20 protein-coding genes and 2 tRNA genes are annotated in these 19,338 nt (G+C 59.6%); 13 read left to right on the forward strand and 9 right to left on the reverse strand.

Going from position 1 to position 19,338, the window contains the following annotated elements:
• The first annotated feature begins 16 nt into the window (after positions 1 to 16).
• On the forward strand, positions 17 to 589 hold the full coding sequence (locus ACEWMW_RS12325; protein ID WP_409414238.1) for a 5-formyltetrahydrofolate cyclo-ligase: 573 nt from the start codon (positions 17 to 19) through the stop codon (positions 587 to 589).
• Positions 589 to 813: a DUF2842 domain-containing protein gene (locus ACEWMW_RS12330; protein ID WP_409414239.1), complete on the forward strand. Its 225-nt coding sequence runs from the start codon at positions 589 to 591 to the stop codon at positions 811 to 813. The genes ACEWMW_RS12325 and ACEWMW_RS12330 overlap by 1 nt, the downstream gene beginning before the upstream one ends.
• Here ACEWMW_RS12330 and ACEWMW_RS12335 read toward each other — a convergent pair.
• Both ACEWMW_RS12335 and ACEWMW_RS12340 read right to left on the reverse strand, forming a co-directional pair.
• Positions 810 to 1,337, reverse strand: coding sequence for an SRPBCC family protein (locus ACEWMW_RS12335; protein WP_409414240.1), 528 nt, complete (start codon positions 1,335 to 1,337; stop codon positions 810 to 812). The two genes, ACEWMW_RS12330 and ACEWMW_RS12335, sit on opposite strands and share 4 nt — an antisense overlap.
• Positions 1,330 to 1,662, reverse strand: a complete 333-nt coding sequence (locus tag ACEWMW_RS12340; RefSeq protein ID WP_409414241.1) for an ArsR/SmtB family transcription factor — start codon at positions 1,660 to 1,662, stop codon at positions 1,330 to 1,332. Before ACEWMW_RS12340 ends, ACEWMW_RS12335 begins: the two co-directional genes overlap by 8 nt.
• Positions 1,663 to 1,783: 121 nt before the next feature.
• Between ACEWMW_RS12340 and ACEWMW_RS12345 the strand changes: the two genes are divergently transcribed.
• A complete protein-coding gene (locus ACEWMW_RS12345) occupies positions 1,784 to 3,220 on the forward strand; it encodes an MFS transporter (protein ID WP_409414242.1) in 1,437 nt (478 codons plus the stop codon).
• A 12-nt stretch (positions 3,221 to 3,232) separates the two neighbouring features.
• Positions 3,233 to 4,309 carry an MBL fold metallo-hydrolase gene (locus tag ACEWMW_RS12350; RefSeq protein ID WP_409414243.1) on the forward strand — a complete coding sequence of 359 codons (1,077 nt, stop codon included), beginning with the start codon at positions 3,233 to 3,235 and terminating at the stop codon, positions 4,307 to 4,309.
• Positions 4,310 to 4,319: 10 nt separating this feature from the next.
• Here ACEWMW_RS12350 and ACEWMW_RS12355 read toward each other — a convergent pair.
• A tRNA-Asp gene (locus tag ACEWMW_RS12355) sits at positions 4,320 to 4,396 on the reverse strand.
• 187 nt (positions 4,397 to 4,583) lie between these two features.
• Between ACEWMW_RS12355 and ACEWMW_RS12360 the strand changes: the two genes are divergently transcribed.
• Positions 4,584 to 4,973, forward strand: a complete 390-nt coding sequence (locus ACEWMW_RS12360) for a hypothetical protein (RefSeq protein ID WP_409414244.1) — start codon at positions 4,584 to 4,586, stop codon at positions 4,971 to 4,973.
• A 7-nt stretch (positions 4,974 to 4,980) separates the two neighbouring features.
• Here ACEWMW_RS12360 and ACEWMW_RS12365 read toward each other — a convergent pair whose 3' ends face one another.
• The 4 genes from ACEWMW_RS12365 to thyA form a co-directional block, all read right to left on the reverse strand.
• The gene (locus tag ACEWMW_RS12365; RefSeq protein ID WP_409414245.1) at positions 4,981 to 6,279 is read right to left on the reverse strand and encodes a dihydrolipoamide acetyltransferase family protein; all 1,299 of its coding nucleotides are present in this window, start codon (positions 6,277 to 6,279) and stop codon (positions 4,981 to 4,983) included.
• A gap of 5 nt (positions 6,280 to 6,284) precedes the next feature.
• Positions 6,285 to 7,343: an alpha-ketoacid dehydrogenase subunit beta gene (locus ACEWMW_RS12370; RefSeq protein WP_409414246.1), complete on the reverse strand. Its 1,059-nt coding sequence runs from the start codon at positions 7,341 to 7,343 to the stop codon at positions 6,285 to 6,287.
• The gene (locus ACEWMW_RS12375; RefSeq protein ID WP_409414247.1) at positions 7,340 to 8,656 is read right to left on the reverse strand and encodes a 3-methyl-2-oxobutanoate dehydrogenase (2-methylpropanoyl-transferring) subunit alpha; all 1,317 of its coding nucleotides are present in this window, start codon (positions 8,654 to 8,656) and stop codon (positions 7,340 to 7,342) included. Before ACEWMW_RS12375 ends, ACEWMW_RS12370 begins: the two co-directional genes overlap by 4 nt.
• A 111-nt stretch (positions 8,657 to 8,767) precedes the next feature.
• Positions 8,768 to 9,724 carry a thymidylate synthase gene (gene thyA / locus ACEWMW_RS12380; RefSeq protein WP_409414248.1) on the reverse strand — a complete coding sequence of 319 codons (957 nt, stop codon included), beginning with the start codon at positions 9,722 to 9,724 and terminating at the stop codon, positions 8,768 to 8,770.
• A gap of 112 nt (positions 9,725 to 9,836) precedes the next feature.
• On the opposite strand from thyA, the gene ACEWMW_RS12385 reads away from it, so the two are divergent.
• The 4 genes from ACEWMW_RS12385 (at position 9,837) to ACEWMW_RS12400 (ending at position 10,947) form a co-directional block, all read left to right on the forward strand.
• Positions 9,837 to 9,913 (forward strand) — tRNA-Pro (locus ACEWMW_RS12385).
• 87 nt (positions 9,914 to 10,000) lie between these two features.
• Positions 10,001 to 10,120: an entericidin gene (locus ACEWMW_RS12390; protein WP_409414249.1), complete on the forward strand. Its 120-nt coding sequence runs from the start codon at positions 10,001 to 10,003 to the stop codon at positions 10,118 to 10,120.
• 105 nt (positions 10,121 to 10,225) lie between these two features.
• Positions 10,226 to 10,408 (forward strand): YqaE/Pmp3 family membrane protein, encoded by a 183-nt coding sequence (locus ACEWMW_RS12395; protein WP_462937818.1) that lies wholly within the window; start codon positions 10,226 to 10,228, stop codon positions 10,406 to 10,408.
• 53 nt (positions 10,409 to 10,461) lie between these two features.
• On the forward strand, positions 10,462 to 10,947 hold the full coding sequence (locus ACEWMW_RS12400) for a low molecular weight protein-tyrosine-phosphatase (protein ID WP_409414464.1): 486 nt from the start codon (positions 10,462 to 10,464) through the stop codon (positions 10,945 to 10,947).
• Here ACEWMW_RS12400 and recG read toward each other — a convergent pair.
• The gene (gene recG, locus ACEWMW_RS12405; protein ID WP_409414250.1) at positions 10,944 to 13,004 is read right to left on the reverse strand and encodes an ATP-dependent DNA helicase RecG; all 2,061 of its coding nucleotides are present in this window, start codon (positions 13,002 to 13,004) and stop codon (positions 10,944 to 10,946) included. The two genes, ACEWMW_RS12400 and recG, sit on opposite strands and share 4 nt — an antisense overlap.
• Positions 13,005 to 13,178: 174 nt before the next feature.
• Here recG and ACEWMW_RS12410 point away from each other — a divergent pair, with 174 nt between their 5' ends.
• The 3 genes from ACEWMW_RS12410 to mfd all read left to right on the forward strand — a co-directional run bounded on the left by ACEWMW_RS12410 (position 13,179) and on the right by mfd (position 17,577).
• The gene (locus ACEWMW_RS12410; protein ID WP_409414251.1) at positions 13,179 to 13,607 is read left to right on the forward strand and encodes a hypothetical protein; all 429 of its coding nucleotides are present in this window, start codon (positions 13,179 to 13,181) and stop codon (positions 13,605 to 13,607) included.
• Positions 13,608 to 13,694: 87 nt separating this feature from the next.
• Positions 13,695 to 13,967: an FAD assembly factor SdhE gene (locus ACEWMW_RS12415; RefSeq protein ID WP_409414252.1), complete on the forward strand. Its 273-nt coding sequence runs from the start codon at positions 13,695 to 13,697 to the stop codon at positions 13,965 to 13,967.
• 118 nt (positions 13,968 to 14,085) lie between these two features.
• Entirely contained in the window at positions 14,086 to 17,577 is a 3,492-nt protein-coding gene (gene mfd, locus ACEWMW_RS12420) for a transcription-repair coupling factor (RefSeq protein ID WP_409414253.1), read from the forward strand.
• Here mfd and ACEWMW_RS12425 read toward each other — a convergent pair.
• The gene (locus ACEWMW_RS12425; RefSeq protein ID WP_409414254.1) at positions 17,574 to 18,383 is read right to left on the reverse strand and encodes an EAL domain-containing protein; all 810 of its coding nucleotides are present in this window, start codon (positions 18,381 to 18,383) and stop codon (positions 17,574 to 17,576) included. The genes mfd and ACEWMW_RS12425 overlap by 4 nt on opposite strands.
• 131 nt (positions 18,384 to 18,514) lie before the next feature.
• On the opposite strand from ACEWMW_RS12425, the gene ACEWMW_RS12430 reads away from it, so the two are divergent.
• Complete coding sequence (locus ACEWMW_RS12430) at positions 18,515 to 19,303, forward strand: NAD kinase (RefSeq protein WP_409414465.1); 789 nt, start codon at positions 18,515 to 18,517, stop codon at positions 19,301 to 19,303.
• Positions 19,304 to 19,338 lie beyond the last annotated feature (35 nt).

Here is a 19,338-nt window from a genome sequence, read left to right on the forward strand (position 1 = left end):
TCAAAAAGGGATGATGATGAAGGACAAGGCCCAACTCCGCTCCGAGCTGAGAGCCTTGCGCAAACAGCACGCCGCGTCGCTTCCCGAAGCGATGCGGGGCCTGGTATTTCGCGTCCCTCCTGCTCCCCTGCTCCAGCTGATTCCGGGCGGCTCCATTGTCGGGCTCTATCGTGCGAGCGAAGGAGAGGCGCCGGCATCATCCTATGCCGGATTCTTCATGGAGCGGGGACACCGGATCGCCCTGCCCCGCATAACCTCGCTCGCATCCCCCATGACCTTTCACATCCATACCGATCCCTATGGCGAAACCGACCTGGTCGCTGGTCCGATGAATTTGCGCCAACCTGCTGAGGATGCCGGAGAGGTGGTTCCTGACGTGCTGCTCATGCCACTGGTAGGATTCACCGAGCGAGGCGAGCGACTGGGACAAGGTGGCGGTTTCTATGATCGCTGGCTTTCGGATCATGCCGATACCATCGCCATCGGGATGGCCTGGGATTGCCAGCTCGTCGAAGAGCTGCCGATCGAAGAGCACGATCAGCCTCTGCGCGCAATCGTCACCCCCACACGCATGTACGGACCGTTTTGATGCGCACTGAACCGACATGGCGCATCCCGGTAGGGATCATCGGGCTTTTAGTCGTCCTTGCGATCTATGGACTGGTTATTGCCAACTTTGTACCCGAATGGATCGGGCATTGGCCTGGACTGGCACAAACGCCGGTGTATCTCGTCCTCGGGCTCATATGGTTGCTGCCGCTCAAGCGTTTCCTGATCTGGATGGAAACAGGACGCTGGTCACCACCTGACTAGACACGCTCGGCGTACTCCGCCTCCAGTTGCTGATCGCGAATCCAGAAATCGGTCTTGCGCTCCCCGACAAGGACTTCGGCCATGAGATCGAAGTGGCCGTGCCAGCCCGCAAACACGCTGACGATGATCTCGCCACCCTGCAGATCGCTGTGAACCAACGTGAGCATGGTCCTGCCAAAAGCGATTTCATCCAGCGTTATCACGACCTCGCTTGTTCCCGAGGTCGAGCCTTCGCCCCAGCTGAATGCCAGTCGATTCGGCGGGGAATATTCGAGGATGGTACAATAGTGGGTGACGACCTCTTCGTCGGCGTATTTCTCCGGCGGAGGACTTTCGGACAGCCGGCGGTGATCGAACTCAAGCACCATCTCGCCGCCGACATGGTCGTCGGTTGACCCACCGCAAAACCACAGCTTGCGTTTTTCAGGATCGACCAGGAATTGCCAGACCTTTTCGATCCCCGCATCGAATTCGCGCCGGAATTCGAGCTTTCCGGGACCGAGCAGCTTGCCGTAATCACTCATCGCCATCCTCCTTCAGCGCCGCGTCGAGAGCATCGAGCCGCTGTGACCAGAACACGCTGTAGCGCTCGACCCAGTCCCTTGCCGCTAGTAGTCCTGCCGGATTGAGTGAGCATACCCGCTCCCTCCCCCGCTTTCGCCTCGTCACAACCCCCGCCTTTTCCAGCACACCGACATGCTTCGACGCTGCGGCAAAGCTAATCGCGTGGGGCTTGGCCAGTTGACCAATCGTCTGATCGGCCTCGGATAGCGACTCTATCATCTTGCGGCGCGTCGGATCCGAAAGCGCCTTGAATATCCCGTCAGGTTCGACTCTATACTCAACCATACAGTTGAATATGCGTAGCCTAGCCTGATTGTCAACCCTATGGTTGAATGTCGCACTTTCGAGAGTTGTTGCCTGATCTCCCAATCGCAGATACCCAACCTGAATCAGGGAGAGTTGATCGATGCAAGCAAATGATGGCGCTGCGGTGCCAGCGCCTGAGAAGCGCCTCTCGATAGGGCTGAAAACAGCCTATGGTTCAGGCGCTGCCGCTTTCGGCATCAAGAACAACGGTTTCGACTACTTCCTCCTGCTGTTTTACGGAACCGTGGTCGGCCTCGAGCCCGGTCTGGTCGGCCTCGCCATCCTTATCGCTTTGTGTTTCGACGCGATAAGCGATCCGTTGGTTGGATATTGGTCGGACAACTTCCATTCGCGCTGGGGCAGGCGTCATCCGTTCATGTACGCCGCGGCTGTCCCGGTCGCGCTGAGCTACTTCCTGCTGTGGAGCCCGCCCGATTGGAGCGACACGGGTCTGTTTTTTTACCTCGTAACACTGTCGATCCTGATCAGGACCTTTATCACTTTCTTTGAGACGCCCAGCAGCTCTCTATTACCGGAACTTACGCCCGACTATGAGGAGCGCACTACTCTGCAGTCCTACCGGCTCTTCTTCGGCTGGTCCGGAGGCAATCTGATGAGTGTGCTGATGTTTGGCGTGATCCTGACCGGGCCACTCGGGATGCGCGACCAAGACGCTTACCAGACCTATGGCATTCTCGCTTCGGTGCTTATTTTCCTGTCCATCATGATTTCGGCCCTTGGCACTCATAGCCGGATCCCAACCCTGTCGCGCCCCGTAGCACTGGGCGAACGGTTCAGCCTCAAGCGCCTCTTTAGCGAGATGTTTGAAACACTCAGCGAGCGAAGCTTTATCGCGCTCTTCTGGACGAACGTCTTCGGTTCGATCTCGACTGGCCTGGCAGCTGGCCTCGGATTCCTGCTGTTGGACTATTTCTGGGAATTCAGCCAGTTCCAGAAGTTCATCTGGACCTCGGTCGTGTTCTTCTCGGCGTTTCTCGGGTTCCTCATCGCCCCACCGGTGGTACGATGGCTTGGCAAGAAACGAGCCGCCGTGTGGCTTGGGATATTTGCGTGTTCGATCCAGCCCTTGCCGGTTGTGTTGCGGCTGTTTGACCTGATGCCCGAAAATGGTGATCCGGTACTCTTCCCTATGGTCGTGATTATCAACACATTCGATCTCGCGCTCATCATCGCTCTGCAGGCGGTCATCCAGTCGATGATTGCCGACCTCGTCGAATCCAATCAGTTGCGAACAGGGCGGCGAACCGAAGGAGTGTATTACGCGGCGATTACTTTCACACGAAAAACCACCCAGGGATTGGGAGTTTTTGCCGCCGGGATAATCCTCACTCTGATTGCATTTCCCCAGGGCGCCGAACCAGGAACAGTCAACGAAGATATCGTGTGGAAATTGGGGGCGTTCTACGCGCCCACGCTTCTGGTTGTTTGGAGCATCATGCTTTTCGCCTTGTCGCGCTACAAGATCGACAAGGCGCAGCACGAGGAAAACCTGCGCAAGCTGGCCGCAGGCGCTTAGGGAGGTTGCCTCATGAAGAAGGTCTTCGCAGCCCTGGCAGTTGTCGTGGGATTTGCTGCCATCGTGTTCTTCTTCGGACAACGCCAGATTGGCGAGAGGCTGTTCGAATCACGAGTTTCAGCACAGGCCGGAACAGACCGGACAGCAGGCCTTCCCGATGGGCTCCATGCCTATGTCTGTGGCAGCGGTTCGCCCTTCCCCGATGCGCGCAGAGCCGGACCTTGCATTGCGGTTCTTGCAGGCAAGCGCGGCTTCATTTTCGACGTTGGTTCCGGCTCAATGCGCAAGCTCGGCGCCATGGCATTTCCATTCAACCGGCTCGACGCGGCCTTTCTGACCCACCTGCATTCCGATCACCTCGACGGGATGGGCGAGATGATGCTCCAGGCATGGATGGCGGGCGGGAGGTCGACTCCCCTACCCGTCTACGGTCCACCGGGGACGGATGCCGTGGTCGATGGATTCATCGCCGCTTATACACCTGATCGCGAATACCGCATTGCGCACCACGGGCCGGAAGTCGCACGGCCGGGAGGTTTCGGCGCACAGTCCAACATCATCGCTTTTGAAGATGCTGAAGCTGAAGCCCGGATCGTGTACCAGGCCGACGGAGTTACCATCCGCGCGATCCCGGTCGATCACTCGCCGGTCGACAATGCACTTGCGTTCCGGATCGAGTACAAGGACCGCGCCATGGTCATCAGCGGCGACACGGTAAGATCCGCTGCGCTGGCCGCATTCGCAGACGGCACTGACGCAATCTTCCATGATGCGCTAAACTCGGAGATGGTCGGGACTATTGGACGCACGCTGGCCGAGCGCGGCAATACGGATGGCGCCAAGATCATGGCGGATATTCCAGACTATCACACCTCACCGGAAGATGCCGCCCGGGTCGCTCAAGACGCGGATACAAAACTGTTGGTGCTTTACCATCTGGTCCCCGCGCCGCCGACAGTTCTCCTGAACGAGGCGTTCCTGGGCGATGCCGAAGCCCTATTCCAGGGTCGGCTCGAACTTGCCGAAGACGGCATGCGCGTCAGCCTTCCGGCAAGCACAGACCGGATCGAAATCGAACAGCTCTTGTGAAATCCCCAAGTGGCGCGAGTGACGGGACTTGAACCCGCGACCTTCGGCGTGACAGGCCGACACTCTAACCAACTGAGCTACACCCGCGCAGCCACTTGGGAGCAGCGCCACTAGGCTAGAGCGCAGGGGCTGTCAACACCGTTAGAGGTCCATTTTGAGACCTACTTCCAGAGCGCACCTAAGCAAGAATTTTACCGCGTTGTTAACCATATTTTGAGGCCTTTGAGGCCATCGCTTCTCGCACGCCAAATGGGCGGACGACGCGGGGGTAAACATGCGCCGAATTCTCAAATGCCTGACAATCCTGGCCATGTTCACCGGGCCGGCTCACGCAAACGACGTGAACCTGAACTCCTTTATTTATCAGGAAGTTCGATCGGTTGATGCCCGCACGATTTCGGCCACGAATAGCCTACGCCGCGGTGACCGCGTGGTGACACTGCTCGATTGGCGTTCACGGGAACCCGAGACAGTTACAATGACCGCAGCTGTTCCGCGCGATCTGAGCTTCCTCAACGCCAGCGCCGAAGGCGTCGAGATATCGACCGATGGCGGACGCAGCTGGCACGCTACCGACAGCAACAGTGCGGGCCGAGTGACGCATCTGCGTTGGAAGGCAACCCCTGGCCGGGGTCGCCTCACCTACAGCGCGATCGTGCGCTGACTTTCGATCAGTCGGCCAGGAGTCTGGCCGGGGCTTCGATCAGTTTTTTCATGTCCTGGATGAAGCTTGCTGCATCATAGCCATCAACCACCCGGTGATCGCAGCTGATCGAGATATTCATCAGTTTGCGCTTCTCAATCCGCTCCTGCCCGTCAGCTCCCATCACGAACATCGGGCGCTCGATAATCCGGTTGGGACCGATTATCGCAACTTCCGGACGATTGATCACCGGCGTGGTTGCCACGCCGCCAAGCGGACCAAGCGATGTAATCGTCAGTGTGGAGCCGGATAGCTCTTCGGACTTGGCCGAACCGTCGCGCGCCGCTTCTGCCAGCCGCTGGATCTCCCGTGCGAGCTGCCACAGGTTTTTCGCCTGAGCTTCTCGGATAACGGGGACCATCAGGCCATTGTCGGTCTGCGCCGCCATTCCCAAGTGCACCGCGCCGTGCCGGGTGACGACATTGGCTTCATCATCATAACGCGCATTGATCATCGGATAATCGGGCACGAGCTTGGTGATCGCGGCGATCAGCAAGGGCAGCATAGTGAGCTTCGGGCGATCACCCTTGCCCTCATTCAATTGCGCACGCATCCTCTCCAGATCGGTCACGTCGCATTCCTCGACATAGGAGAAATGCGGAATGTTGCGCTTCGAAGCCGCCATATTCTGCGCGATACGCTTGCGCAGGCCGATTACCTTGATTTCCTCGTCCGACCGGGCTCGCCCCGATGCCGCAAAACCTCCGTTGTACGACAGGAAGGCATCGAGATCGGCGTGGCGAACACGGCCATCGGCCGCCGGCTTCACTTCTGCCAGATCGATCGCGAGGTCATTCGCACGAGCGCGCACTGCAGGAGAAGCGAGCACCTTGGCGCCCGCTTGCGGCGCGGGAGCCGGGGTAGGTTCCGGCAGTGGTTCGGGATCAGGATCGGCAGCCAGCGCATCATTGGCGTCGCTCGCATCCGAAGTTTCGACTTCGATGCGCTCTTCAACCTGTTTGGATTTCGGATCGGGAGGAATTGCCGCTTCCGCCGCCTTCTCCTCGACTTCGCCTGAAACCTCGCCTTCGACCTCGATCACCAGCAGCATCGCGCCCACAGCTATCGTGTCACCGACTTCGCCCGCGACTTCGATCACCTTGCCATCGACCGGGCTCTCGATATCAATCGTCGCCTTGTCGGTCATGACGTCAACAAGGTGCTGGTCTTCCTCGACCGTATCGCCGACCTTCACGTGCCATTCGACCACTTCGGCCTCTGCGACACCTTCACCGACATCAGGCATATTGAATGTAAATTTCGCCATGGCGGTTACTCGCTCAAAATCTTGTCGATTGCCTCGCCGATGCGGACAGGACCGGGGAAATAGGCCCATTCGAGGCTATGGGGATAGGGTGTATCGAAGCCGGTGACGCGTTCGACCGGCGCTTCGAGATGGTAAAAGCAGCGCTCAGTCACCAGCGCCGAAAGTTCGGCACCGAAACCGGAAGTACGCGTCGCTTCATGGACGATCATGCATCGCCCGGTCTTCTTCACCGAAGCCTCGATCGCTTCGATATCGAGCGGCACCAGAGTGCGCAGGTCGAGAATATCGGCATCGACACCCTTCTCGCGGCACACTGCCTCGGCCACGTGGACCATGGTGCCATATGCCAGCACGGTCAGCTGTTCGCCTTCGGAAACATGCCGAGCCTCGCCCAGCGGGATGCGGTAGTAGCCTTCCGGAACGACGCTATCCTTGTGCTTCTTCCACGGCTCGACCGGCTTGTCGTAAAAGCCGGTGAAGGGGCCGTTGTAGATGCGCTTGGGCTCAAAGAAGATAACCGGGTCGTTGTCTTCGATAGCCGCGATCAGCAGGCCCTTGGCGTCATAGGGCGTCGACGGGATCACGGTCTTTAGACCCGAGACATGAGTAAACATGGCTTCGGGGCTCTGGCTGTGCGTCTGGCCGCCGAAAATGCCTCCCCCAAAGGGCGAGCGGACCGTCATCGGAGCAATATACTCGGTCGCCGAGCGATAGCGCAGGCGCGCCGCCTCGCTGACCAGCTGGTCGAGACCGGGATAAATGTAGTCCGCGAACTGGATCTCGGGAACCGGGCGAAGGCCATAGGCGCCCATCCCAACCGCCACGCCAATAATGCCGCATTCGGAGATTGGCGTGTCAAACACGCGGGTCTTGCCGTGTTTTCCCTGCAAGCCCGCCGTGCAGCGGAACACGCCGCCGAAGTAGCCGACATCCTCGCCCATGATGATCACATCCGGATCGCGTTCAAGCATGACGTCGAGCGCGTCGTTGATTGCCTCGATCATGTTGATCCGGCGTTCATCCGATTGCACTTCGGTGTTCTTGTCTTTCACGGATGCGTTCATTTGCCCGCTCCATCCATCGGGTGCTCGTCCGGCCATTTGATCTCGCGCTCGCGGGTCGCCTGCGCGGCCTGTTCCTTGAGATGCCAGGGCAGCTCCTCGAACACATCTTCGAACATAGTGCGGAAGGGATGGTGCAGACCGTGACCGAGGATACCGTTCTTCTCGGCTTCCTTAGTCGCCGCCTTCACCTGATCGGCTGCGTCCTTGTCCATCGCTTCCTGGCGCTCTTCATCCCATTCGCCAATCGCGATAAGGTGCTTCTTAAGCCGATTGACCGGATCGCCCAACGGCCATTCTTCGCGCTCCTGCGCGCTACGATAGACCGATGGATCGTCGGAGGTTGAGTGCCCTTCGGCGCGGTAAGTGAAGTATTCGATCAGTGTCGGGCCAGCATTGGAGCGTGCGCGGTTGGCCGCCCATTGCTGCGAAGCATAGACCGCGAGCGCGTCATTCCCATCAACGCGCAGCGCGGCAAGGCCATAGCCCAATGCACGCGCGGCAAAGGTGGTGCGTTCGGCGCCCGCGAAACCGGAGAAGCTCGAGATCGCCCACTGGTTGTTGATCACATTGAGGATCACCGGCGCGTTATAGACGGTCGCGAACGTGCAGGCAGAGTGGAAGTCTCCTTCCGCGGTGCTGCCCTCGCCTACCCATGTCGCAGCGATGCGTGTGTCTTCCTTGATCGCGCTTGCCATTGCCCAGCCAACGGCTTGCGGTAGCTGCGTCGCCAGGTTGCCGGAGATCGAAAAGAAGCTGTGCTCGCGGCTCGAGTACATGATTGGCAACTGCCGGCCTTTAAGCTTGTCCGCCCTGTTCGAATAGATCTGGTTGATCATCTCGACCAACGGATAGTCACGAACGATCAGCACGCCTTGTTGGCGGTAGCTCGGGAAGACCATGTCGTCGCTCGCAAGCGCCATAGCCGCGGCGACGCTGGTAGCTTCCTCGCCGGTGCACTTCATGTAGAATGAAGTCTTGCCCTGCCGCTGGCCGCGGAACATGCGCTCATCGAAGGCGCGCACCATCGCCATGTTAGCCAGCATCTGGCGCAGTGTATCGGGGTCGAGCTTGGGATCCCACGGTCCATGAGCATTGTCATCATCGCCAAGCACGCGGATCAGGTCATAAGCGAACGGGAGAGTGTCCTTCGCATCACAAGCTTCATCAGGCCGTGGCTGCGCACCTGCATCGGGAATGTCGAAATGGTTGAAATCGGCCGTGTCACCGGGGCGAAACTTCGGCTCCGGCACATGCAGAGACAGCGCCGGCTTGTTTGAGCGCTGCGATTCATTGCTCTTGGCCCCATCGGCCATCGATAACTCTCCCCTGCACGACCGACCGAAGTAAGGGCCGCTGACGCAAAATTTTACGATTGCGACATAATATTACAACCCGTTTCCCCGGTCAAGATTCGGGTGACGCACTCAGACAGCCACGGGTGCTTTGATCGGTGGGTGCGGCGTATAGCCTTGCACTATGAAATCCTCGATCCGGTAGCCGAAAATGCTGTCCGGTACGCGCACTATCTCAAGCCGCGGATCGCTTTGCGGTTCCCGCTTTAATTGCTCGGTGATGAGGTGTTCGTGGTTGAGATAGAGATGTGTATCTCCGCCCATCCAGACGAATTCGCCCGGTTCGAGCCCGACTTGCTGCGCCATCATCCGTTGCAGCAGCGCACCCGACCACAGGTTGAAAGGTAGTCCTAGAGCGACATCACAGCTGCGTTGATAGAGCAAACAGTTGAGGCGACCACCCGCGACATGGAACTGGTAAGTCTTGTGACAGGGTGGCAGCGCCATCTGGTCTAGCTCGGCAACATTCCATCCTTCGATGATGTGCCGGCGGCTCCCGGGACTGGTCTTCAGACTTTCGGCCACCCGCGCGACCTGATTAATCCCATCGCCCTTCTCGTAAGTCCCATCCTTGCGATAGCGATAAGTCGGCCAATCCACCCATTGCTTGCCGTAAACCGGGCCGAGATCGCCCCATCGTTCGGCGAAATCCTCGTCATCGGCGATGCGCTGGACAAAATCGTCAAGTACAATCTCGTCGCCCGTTTCGTTCACATAGCGGGCGTGCGGCCACTCGTTCCAGATTTTCACACCTTGCAAGACGAGCGGGCGGATATTGGTCTCGCCGGTCAGGAACCACAGCATCTCGCGCGTCGCGGTCTTCCAATAGACCCGCTTGGTTGTGATGAGCGGCATCGCACCATCGGCAAGATCGAAGCGTAACGTCGCACCGAAAACCGAACGAGTGCCGATGCCGGTGCGATCAACCCGCTCGCTGCCTTCCTCCCAAATGCGCCGCATGAGGTCGAGATATTGCCATTCGGGATGTCCCGGGCCGACGAGCTCAGAAGGAATCGACGCAGTTGCCATGGTCAATCCCTAAACGCGCAAGTCCCCGCTTGCCACCCCGCTTTGGCGCTCCTATAGGGCCGCCCTTGCCTCGCCTCATGGCTTTTGAACAGCTATGTGAGGGCGATATGGTCGGGGAGTAGCTCAGCCTGGTAGAGCACTGTCTTCGGGAGGCAGGGGCCGGAGGTTCGAATCCTCTCTCCCCGACCAATTTCTGCTAGACAAATTCATTCAGGGAATAAACTTGCGCAGAAATTCCAAAGCGATAGCGAAAGTTAACCGGAGGAGATTCTACCGATGCGTCTTGCCACTATTATTCTTTTGATCAGCACTCTTGCTCTGGGTGCTTGCAATACCGTGCGCGGTGTTGGCGACGACCTCAAATCGGTTGCGAATGCAGGCGACGAAATGACCTGAACGTGCTTTCGGATCAGCGCTACCGGAACAAATTCATCACCAAGTCATTGGTTTAGTAAGAGCGGCCACAAACTGTGGCGGCACACAAAATCCGAGGACTTCACCATGATGGGCATTATCGTACTTATCGCTACTATTCTTCTGCCGCCGCTTGGCGTGGCATTGAAACATGGGCTTGATCGCGATTTCTGGATCAACTTGATCCTCACGCTGATCCTGTATGTACCAGGCCTCGTTCACGGCATTTACGTGAACTACCTGCGCGGTGGATCGCGCGCGATCGCATAGTCGCTACATAACTACTTGAATCACAAGCAGCAGGGCTGCATTCGATCAGGATGATGGTTCCCGATCCGGTGCGGCCCTCGCTGCTTTTTGTGTGCCTTGGCAATATCTGCCGCTCGCCGCTCGCAGAAGCTGCATTCCGGTTGGCGGCCGAGGAAGCGGGTCTTGAGGCATATTGCGACAGCGCTGGTACGGCTGCCTATCATGCTGGGAGCGGACCAGACCCCCGATCAATCGCCGTAGCAGCGCTGCACGGGATCGATATTTCAGGCTTTGTCGCAAGGCAGGCTGATCGCTCGGATTTCGAGAACTTCACACATATCCTTGCACTTGATCATGAGAACCTGCGCAATCTCCAAGCGATTGCGCCGGGAGAATCCGAAGCGAGGGTTTGCCTTCTGATGGATATGGTACCGGGCCGCGAAGGAGCCGCAGTCGCCGATCCCTACTACGGCGGAGAAGAAAACTTCGCCGATACATGGGAAGACGTGAGCATGGCAGCGCGGGCGATTGTCGCGCAATTGATGGACCGCGCGGACTAACCTCCGCGTAGCAACTGCACACCCCAATCGCGTTCTTGCAGATAGAGTAGTATGCGAGCGGCCTCACCGCGCTCGCCTGTGAGGCCGCCGTCGCGTTCGATCAAAAGCCGCGCATCAGCGTGGGCCTTGGGCAGCAATCGCTGGATCTGCTCGAGTGTCGCAAGGCGGAATGGTGTATCACCCGACTGGCGCGTGCCGAGGAGCTCGCCTCCTCCACGCAGCTCAAGATCTTCCTCCGCGATCCGGAAGCCATCTTGTGTCTCGCGCATCAGCGCGAGGCGCTTGGCACCGGTCTCTGATAGAGCCTCTCCACGCAGGAGCAGGCAGACCGATTTTTCGGCCCCGCGACCCACGCGGCCACGCAATTGGTGCAGCTGGGCCAGGCCAAACCGCTCCGCCTGCTCGATGACCATTAGTGTGGCCGCCGGAACATCGACCCCGACTTCGATCACCGTAGTAGCCACCAGCAGCTTCGCCTCGCCGGCGACGAAGCGCTCCATTTCCGCATCCTTCATCTCCGGCTTGAGCTGACCGTGAACCAGCGCGACCTGATCACCAAAACGCTCCTTCAACGTCGCATAGCGCGCTTCGGCAGCGGCGATATCCGCGACCTCGCTATCGCGCACCATTGGGCAGACCCAGTAAGCCTGCTGCCCGCTTTCCACGTGCCGCGCGACGCCGCCGACAATCTCTTCCAGCCGCCCTTGCGATACCACGCGCGTATCGATCGGCTGGCGCCCTGGCGGCATTTCGTCGAGCCGGCTGACATCCATTTCGCCATACTGCGCAAGTGTGAGCGTGCGCGGGATCGGGGTTGCAGTCATCGCCAGCGTGTGCGGTGTCCGCCTGCCTTTCTTGGTCAGAAGCAGCCGCTGGTTGACCCCGAAGCGATGCTGCTCGTCGATGACAACCAGACCCAGATTCTTGTATTGCACCGAGTCCTGGAAAATGGCGTGCGTGCCAACGACAAGGTCGATCGAGCCGTCCAGCAGGCCCAGGAGGATCGACTCGCGCGTCTTACCCTTGTCACGTCCGGTCAGCAGCGCAATTTCGACACCGGTTGGCCCCGCCATCTCCCGCAAGGTCGCGTAGTGCTGGCGCGCGAGGATTTCGGTCGGCGCAAGCATCGCCGCCTGCGCGCCAGCCTCAATAGCGGCAAGCATGGATTCGAGCGCCACCACCGTCTTGCCTGCACCGACATCGCCCTGAAGCAGCCGCAGCATCGGCGCTTCCTGCGCCATGTCGCCGGTAATCTCGTCGATTGAACGGCGCTGTGCGCCGGTAAGCGGAAATGGCAGTTCAAGCTTTTCGCGCAGGTGACCGTCACCATTGAGAGGCTGGCCTTTCCGCGCCCGGTTATCCGCCCGCACCAACATCAGCGCCAGCGCATTCGCAAACAGCTCGTCATAGGCCAGCCTGTCACGCGCCGCGGGTGCTTCGCCCTTGTGCGAAACCTCAAGCGCCTCGCGCCAACTCAGCCATTTTTCCTGCGCAAGCTGGCTCGATTCGATCCATTCGGACAAATTGGGTGCCCGCTCAAGTGCCTGCGCAACGAGCGACGCGACGCGAGGCTGGGTCAACCCTTCAGACAGCGCATAGACCGGCTCGTTGAGGTGACTGAGCGATGCATCGGGCTGTTCAAGCACGTGGTCAGGATGGACGATTTGCAGCATATCGCCATAACGGTCGAGCTTGCCTGCGACCCAGCGCTTCTCGCCCACAGGGAGTTGCTTCTTCGCCGTAAAGGACGCGCGACCGAAATAGGTCAGTGCGATAAGATTGCCGATCTCGTCCTGCGCGAAGACGCGGTAGGGGCCGCGTGAACCGCGCGATGCGCGATGCTCAGTGGGCGTGAGCGCGACGACGATATTTTCGCCTTCGCCTGCTTCATCCACATTCTGCACGGGCCTGCGCGTCACGAACCGTTCGGGCAGGTGGAACAGCAGGTCACGAACCCGAGCTAGGCCCAGCTTCTCAAGCGGCTTCTTCAATTTGGGTCCAACGCCTTCGAAGGATTCGATCTCGGCGAACAGGGGATTGAGCACGTCGGGCCGCATGTATTCCCTCTAACGCCTAACTGCCTAGAAGCGAAGAGTGAGGCACTACTTGCATTTGTGTAAGTAATGGCCTCTAGGTGGTTTCAATGGCAACGTTCACCTTGGGGCGCATTAAAAGGTAAACGATACAAGCCAAACCGCACGGGTCGTGTTTCAACCAACAAGGGGGAATACATGATCAAGAAAATCGCATTCAGTCTCGCCGCCGCATCGATGGCATTCACAGCTGCGCCTGTAATCGCACAAGATGGCGAAGAAGAGGTTCGGACGACTTGGGAACTGAGGTTCATCGATTTGGCACCCGGTGCCGAGGGTGAATTCCTCGAAAGGACGGAAAAATACTACAATCCGGCACGCGAGGCAGCCGGCATGAAGCCCGTCCAGATCCACTACCTGCATAATGGCGATTATGACCTGCTGCTCGTTATGGATATGCCAGACGGAATGGCTTCTTTCGACACGCATGATTCGGCACGGAGAACGACATATCGTGCCGCATTGGAAGAAGCTGCCGGCGGGGAAGAAGCTCTAAAACAGCTCAACGAATCCGGGCGTGACCTAGTTGAGGGCACAAAGAGCATCTTCAGCCACAGTCACCCTTAAACGGGCGAAAATCCAAAGCTTCGGTTGATCTGACCGGAACGATTGGCCAGAGGGGCGCTGTTCTTTAAAGGATAGCGCCCCTTTCTCATGCCCGAAGCTCTGACATTCGATGCTCGCCTTGCTCGCGCCAAGTTCCGCGCATGGCATCGCGGTACGCGTGAGGCCGATTACATGATCGGTGGCTATTTCGATCGGTATCATGCCTCTTGGCAAGAGAGCGAATTGGCATGGTTCGAACGCTTGCTCGACCAGGACGATGTCGACGTGATGGCCTGGGCTATGGGGACACAGCCCGTGCCGCCCGATTTCGGTGGAGCTATGATGAAAGCGATGCAAAAGCTCGACTACGTAACTATCTAGGTCGCGCGACATAGCCTGCCCATGCTCAGGCGATTGAGATACTCGGCACGTCGGAAAATTCCGGCGGGCCCGCTTGCGCGTGCGGAACGTGTCACGGACACACGGATTAAAACTGCACATGCCTGACATTGCCCGAATTCTGAAAGCCGAGAAGCCGCTCACGCTAGCTGGTCTGGCCCGCGGTGCGCATCCGCTGGTGCTGAGCGACCTTGCCCGTGCAGCGAGCAAGCGCGCTGTCTTCATTGCGCCTGACGACTCAGCGATGCGCGCAATGAGCGAAACCACGCATTACTTTGCACCCGAACTCGAAGTGCTCGAATTCCCGGCATGGGATTGCCTGCCCTACGACCGCGCCAGCCCGGCTCTATCGATCAGCGCCTCCCGACTGGCAGCGCTGCATCGCCTGCAGGCAGGCGGCAACGAGAAGCAACTAATCGTGACTACGATCAACGCGGTGCTCCAGCGCGCGCTATCGCCTTTCCGAATTCGCGAAAGCGTGCGCGAGTTCAAGGTCGGCACACAGATCGGGCACGAAAGCCTTGCCGCACTGCTAAGGCGGCAGGGTTATAGCCGGGTCGACACTGTAGTAGACGCAGGCGAATTCGCCATGCGTGGCTCGATTGTCGACATCTGGCCTTCCGGCCTTGATCAAGGTTTGCGGCTCGACTTCTTCGGCGACGAGATCGAGAGCCTGCGCCTGTTCGATCCGTCCACCCAGATGAGCACAGGAACGCTCGACAGCCATCTCCTGCTACCCGCCAGCGAAGCGCTGCTGGACGACGACAGTATCAAGCGTTTCCGCAGTCGCTATCGCGAGATGTTCGGTGCCAACGGGACACAGGATCCGCTCTACCAGGCGGTCAGCGAAGGCAGGCGACTTGCCGGAATGGAGCATTGGCTTCCGATGTTCGAAGACAAACTCAGCACTTTGTTCGATCACCTTGGCGATAAAGACCTGGTCGTAATCGACAGCAGCGCGATGCAGGCTGCCAGCGAAAGGCTCAAGGACGTCGCGGATTATCGCAAGGCCCGCGCCGACACGGCCGGCCAAGCAGCCGGTAGCTTCCGCCCGCTCGATGCCGATGCGCTCTACCTCACTTCGGGCGAACTCGATTCTGCGCTGGCCGACTGGCCCGTCCACCGCGCAGTTGCGCTTCCCGAACCTGGCCGCGACGGCGTGATCGATTTCGAGTTCCGTTCGGGCCGCGACTTCGCACCCGAGCGTGCACGCGGAGAGAATGCCTATGAAGCCGCCGCAGGCCACATCATGGCAATCGCGAAATCGGGCAGGCGTCCGCTATTGGCCTGCAATTCCAAGGGCAGCCGCGCGCGGATCGTATCGATCATCGAAGAGACTGGCGCGAAGGTCGCCCACGCGGAAAGCTGGCAGGAAGCCTTGGGACTGGCCGCGAAGGGAAAAGCGGCGGCTATGGTCCTGCCGCTCGACGCGGGCTTCGCCAATGACACCCTCGAACTTCTGACCGAGCACGAAATCCTGGGTGATCGGCTCGTTCGCCGCAGGAAGAAACGCAAGGATTCGGATGCTTTCCTGGCCGAGCTACAAGCGCTCACTCGCGGCGACTTGGTGGTCCATGTCGAGCATGGGATTGGCAAGTATCTCGGGCTCGAACCGATCAAGGTCGGCAAAAGCCAGCACGACTGTGTGATGCTGTCCTATAAGGGCGGTGACAAGCTCTACATCCCGGTCGAAAATATCGACGTGCTCAGCCGGTATGGCTCGAGCGAAGACGATGTCATGCTCGACAGATTGGGCGGGGAAGCATGGCAGAAGCGCCGCTCGCGCCTCAAAGAACGCATCCGCGAAATCGCAAGCGAGCTGATGAAAACGGCCGCCGCCCGCGCGCTCAAGAAGGCGCCGGTCTTCGAAGCCGAAGAAGCGAGCCTGCGCCAGTTCACCGACCGCTTCCCGTGGGAAGAAACCGACGACCAAGACCGCGCTATCGCGGATGTGCTCCGCGATCTTGAGAGCGGCAGGCCGATGGACCGCCTTGTTTGCGGCGATGTCGGTTTCGGCAAAACTGAAGTCGCCCTGCGTGCGGCATTCGTCGCGGCGATGAACGGTCAGCAGGTCGCTCTCATCGCTCCGACCACGCTGCTCGCACGCCAGCACTACACCAGCTTTACGGAGCGCTTCTCGGGCTTCCCGCTAAAGATTGGCCGCCTGTCGCGCCTGGTTCCGGCGAAGGAGATGGGGGACACGCGCGAGGGTCTCGCCAAGGGCGATATCGATATCGTGATCGGCACACATGCCATCCTCTCGAAGAACACGAAATTCCGCGATCTCGGGCTCGTGATTGTCGACGAAGAACAGCGCTTCGGAGTGACGCACAAGGAGAAGCTCAAGCAGCTGCGCGCCAATGTCCATATGCTGACGCTCACCGCTACGCCCATCCCGCGCACTTTGCAGATGGCGATGACGGGCCTGCGCGAACTCTCAACCATCCAAACGCCGCCGGTCGACCGCCTCGCGGTGCGCACATATGTGATGGAATGGGACGACATGGTGATGCGCGAGGCGCTGCTGCGCGAACATCATCGCGGCGGGCAAAGCTTTATCGTCGTGCCGCGCATAGCCGATATGCCCGAAGTCGAGGAATGGTTGCACGAGCACGTGCCCGAAGTGAACGTTGTTACCGCGCACGGGCAAATGTCACCTTCCGAAGTCGAAGAGCGCATGGGCGCGTTCTATGATCGCAAGTACGAAGTGCTGCTGTCGACCACTATCGTCGAGAGCGGCCTCGATATCCCGAGCGCGAATACCATCATCATTCACAAAGCCAATCGCTTCGGCCTTGCCCAGATGTACCAGCTACGCGGACGCGTCGGGCGCGCGAAGCTGCGCGCCTATGCCTATCTGACGACTGCCAGGGACACGGCCCTGTCGGAAGTCGCGGAGAAGCGCCTGAAGGTGCTGAGCGACCTCGATTCGCTTGGCGCGGGCTTCCAGCTGGCCAGCCATGACCTCGACATTCGCGGTGCGGGCAACCTCCTCGGCGATGAGCAGTCGGGACATATCAAGGAAGTCGGCTTCGAGCTTTATCAGTCGATGCTGGAGGACGCGATCCTCGCCGCCAAGGCAGGCGAAATGGGGCTCGAAGCGAAGGAGGATGCCTTCAGCCCGCAGATCACCGTTGATGCACCGATCATGATTCCGGAAGATTACGTGCCAGACCTAGCGGTGCGTATGGCGCTCTATCGCCGCCTTAACGACGCGCAGGACAAGGCCGAGATCGAAGCCATGGCAGCCGAGATGATCGACCGTTTCGGCCCGCTCCCTGATGCAACGTCGAACCTCATTCGCCTGATCGAGATCAAGCATCAGGCCGTCGCCGCGCATATCGCCAAGATCGATGTGGGCGCGCAAGGCACGCTCGTCACCTTCCACAAGGATCATTTCCCCGATCCGGTCGGCCTGCTGGATTATGTCGAACGGCTCAAGGGCACCGCCAAGCTGCGGCCCGACATGAAGCTGGTGATCAACCGCGCATGGGGCGATCCGCAATCGCGCCTCAACGGCCTGTACCAGCTGACCAAGGGACTTAGCCGGATCGTCGGGCGCGCCGACGATGGGGCGAAAAGAGCAGCCTAGCGGCGGACGAGCTGGGTAAAGGTCTCCGGTGCCATCGGCGTCGCTCGCAGATAGCCCTGGTAGATATGGCAGCCTTCCTGACGGATGATCTCCAGCTGGCTCCCACGCTCGACACCTTCGGCCACCACATCGAGCGAGAGCGCCTTGGCCATCGCCACTATTCCGCGCAGCACCGCTACATCGCGGTCATCGTAGGTCAGTCCTTCAATCATCGAGCGGTCAAGCTTGAGCGAATCGAGCGAGAGGCGCTTGAGATAGCTGAAGTTGCAGAAACCAGCCCCGAAGTCGTCCAGCGCCACCTTGAAGCCAAGTTGTTGCAAGCGATGGGAAGCTTCGCCGGCCCGCTCAATATCATCGAGCAGCGCGTCCTCGGTGATCTCGACCGTAATCGAAGCCGGGTCGCGCCGCGCCCAGGCCGCCATGGCAGAAAGCTTCTCGACGAACCGGTTCTCGATCAATTCGCCTGGGGTAGCATTGAGCGAAAGCGAAAGACCTTTCGGCCAGTGAGATGCGTGAGACAGGGCGATCCTGAAGATGCGCTGGGAAACCTGCTCGACGCATCCTGCGCGTTCAGCAACCGAAAACAGTTCGGGCGCGCCGATTGTGCCCAAAGTCGGATGCCGCCAGCGCGTTAACGCCTCGGCCCCGTATATCTTATCGTCGGATACGCGGTATTGGGGCTGGAACAGCACCTCGATCTCATCGCCATGCAATGAGGCAAGCAGGTCCGTCTCCAGCGACGCGGCACGCGCACCGGGCACCGCGTAGTAGCCCTCGCGGAGCGATGGTTTTTCAGCAACAAACATCCCGCCCGCCCTAGCGCCATTGTACAAAAGCGACATCGCCTTGCGCGAACGCGTTGCTAAATGGGACAGTGCCTCATAGTTTACCGCACTGCTATGGGCCGGTCAGCCAGTCGGTCTTCACGGGAGATTACGTGCCGAATTCGCCAGCTTTCGAGCGCCTCGCGCTATTGGTATCGGATACCGAACGCGCGCAGGCGGCAGCGCAGGATGTTGCGGCCACGCATGATTTCGTGCCGCTAGACCAGGCCGACGCGGCGATCGTGCTGGGCGGTGACGGGTTCATGCTGCAAACGCTCCACGCCATGCTCGATGCTGGCAGCGTCAAACCGGTCTACGGCATGAACCTCGGCACAGTCGGTTTCCTCATGAACAGGTACCGCAACGGGGCCAATATCATGAAACGTCTCGCCAAGGCGCGCGCGATGACCATCGCCCCGCTGTGCATGGAAGCGGTGACGCAGGACGGGAAGACGCACAGCTTCCCCGCCATCAACGAGGTTTCGCTGCTGCGTGAAACGCGCCAGACCGCCAAGATCGAAGTATCGGTCGACGACCGGATCCGGATCGAGGAGCTGGTGTGCGATGGTGTGCTGGTGGCGACGCCTGCCGGATCGACTGCCTACAACCTCTCGGCCAATGGCCCGATCCTGCCGCTTGATTCGCAGCTGCTCGCCCTCACCCCGATCTCGGCATTCCGCCCGCGGCGCTGGCGCGGGGCCATTCTGCCCGATCGCTCGCGCGTCAAATTCCGCGTGCGCGAGCCGGACAAGCGGCCCGTATCAGCAGTGGCCGACCAGCGCGAGCTGCGCGATGTCGCCGAAGTCGCGCTCGAGATCGACCGCGACCGCGAACTGACACTGCTGTTCGATCCCGGCCACGCGCTGGACGAGCGCATTGTCGCCGAACAATTCGTGGTGTGACGCGCCGTAAGGCTGAAAAATCGCATTACGCCGCT

The organism is Litorerythrobacter xanthomarinus (genome assembly GCF_046254955.1).
Classification (GTDB): Bacteria; Pseudomonadota; Alphaproteobacteria; order Sphingomonadales; family Sphingomonadaceae; genus Qipengyuania_C.

Bases quoted from the DNA above. Each gene is read 5' to 3' on its own strand.
- ACEWMW_RS12325 (WP_409414238.1), top strand. From the start codon at position 17: ATGAAGGACAAGGCCCAACTCCGCTCCGAGCTGAGAGCCTTGCGCAAA.
- ACEWMW_RS12330 (WP_409414239.1), top strand. From the start codon at position 589: ATGCGCACTGAACCGACATGGCGCATCCCGGTAGGGATCATCGGGCTT.
- ACEWMW_RS12335 (WP_409414240.1), bottom strand. From the start codon at position 1,337: ATGAGTGATTACGGCAAGCTGCTCGGTCCCGGAAAGCTCGAATTCCGG.
- ACEWMW_RS12340 (WP_409414241.1), bottom strand. From the start codon at position 1,662: ATGGTTGAGTATAGAGTCGAACCTGACGGGATATTCAAGGCGCTTTCG.
- ACEWMW_RS12345 (WP_409414242.1), top strand. From the start codon at position 1,784: ATGCAAGCAAATGATGGCGCTGCGGTGCCAGCGCCTGAGAAGCGCCTC.
- ACEWMW_RS12350 (WP_409414243.1), top strand. From the start codon at position 3,233: ATGAAGAAGGTCTTCGCAGCCCTGGCAGTTGTCGTGGGATTTGCTGCC.
- ACEWMW_RS12360 (WP_409414244.1), top strand. From the start codon at position 4,584: ATGCGCCGAATTCTCAAATGCCTGACAATCCTGGCCATGTTCACCGGG.
- ACEWMW_RS12365 (WP_409414245.1), bottom strand. From the start codon at position 6,279: ATGGCGAAATTTACATTCAATATGCCTGATGTCGGTGAAGGTGTCGCA.
- ACEWMW_RS12370 (WP_409414246.1), bottom strand. From the start codon at position 7,343: ATGAACGCATCCGTGAAAGACAAGAACACCGAAGTGCAATCGGATGAA.
- ACEWMW_RS12375 (WP_409414247.1), bottom strand. From the start codon at position 8,656: ATGGCCGATGGGGCCAAGAGCAATGAATCGCAGCGCTCAAACAAGCCG.
- thyA (WP_409414248.1), bottom strand. From the start codon at position 9,724: ATGGCAACTGCGTCGATTCCTTCTGAGCTCGTCGGCCCGGGACATCCC.
- ACEWMW_RS12390 (WP_409414249.1), top strand. From the start codon at position 10,001: ATGCGTCTTGCCACTATTATTCTTTTGATCAGCACTCTTGCTCTGGGT.
- ACEWMW_RS12395 (WP_462937818.1), top strand. From the start codon at position 10,226: ATGATGGGCATTATCGTACTTATCGCTACTATTCTTCTGCCGCCGCTT.
- ACEWMW_RS12400 (WP_409414464.1), top strand. From the start codon at position 10,462: ATGGTTCCCGATCCGGTGCGGCCCTCGCTGCTTTTTGTGTGCCTTGGC.
- recG (WP_409414250.1), bottom strand. From the start codon at position 13,004: ATGCGGCCCGACGTGCTCAATCCCCTGTTCGCCGAGATCGAATCCTTC.
- ACEWMW_RS12410 (WP_409414251.1), top strand. From the start codon at position 13,179: ATGATCAAGAAAATCGCATTCAGTCTCGCCGCCGCATCGATGGCATTC.
- ACEWMW_RS12415 (WP_409414252.1), top strand. From the start codon at position 13,695: ATGCCCGAAGCTCTGACATTCGATGCTCGCCTTGCTCGCGCCAAGTTC.
- mfd (WP_409414253.1), top strand. From the start codon at position 14,086: ATGCCTGACATTGCCCGAATTCTGAAAGCCGAGAAGCCGCTCACGCTA.
- ACEWMW_RS12425 (WP_409414254.1), bottom strand. From the start codon at position 18,383: ATGTTTGTTGCTGAAAAACCATCGCTCCGCGAGGGCTACTACGCGGTG.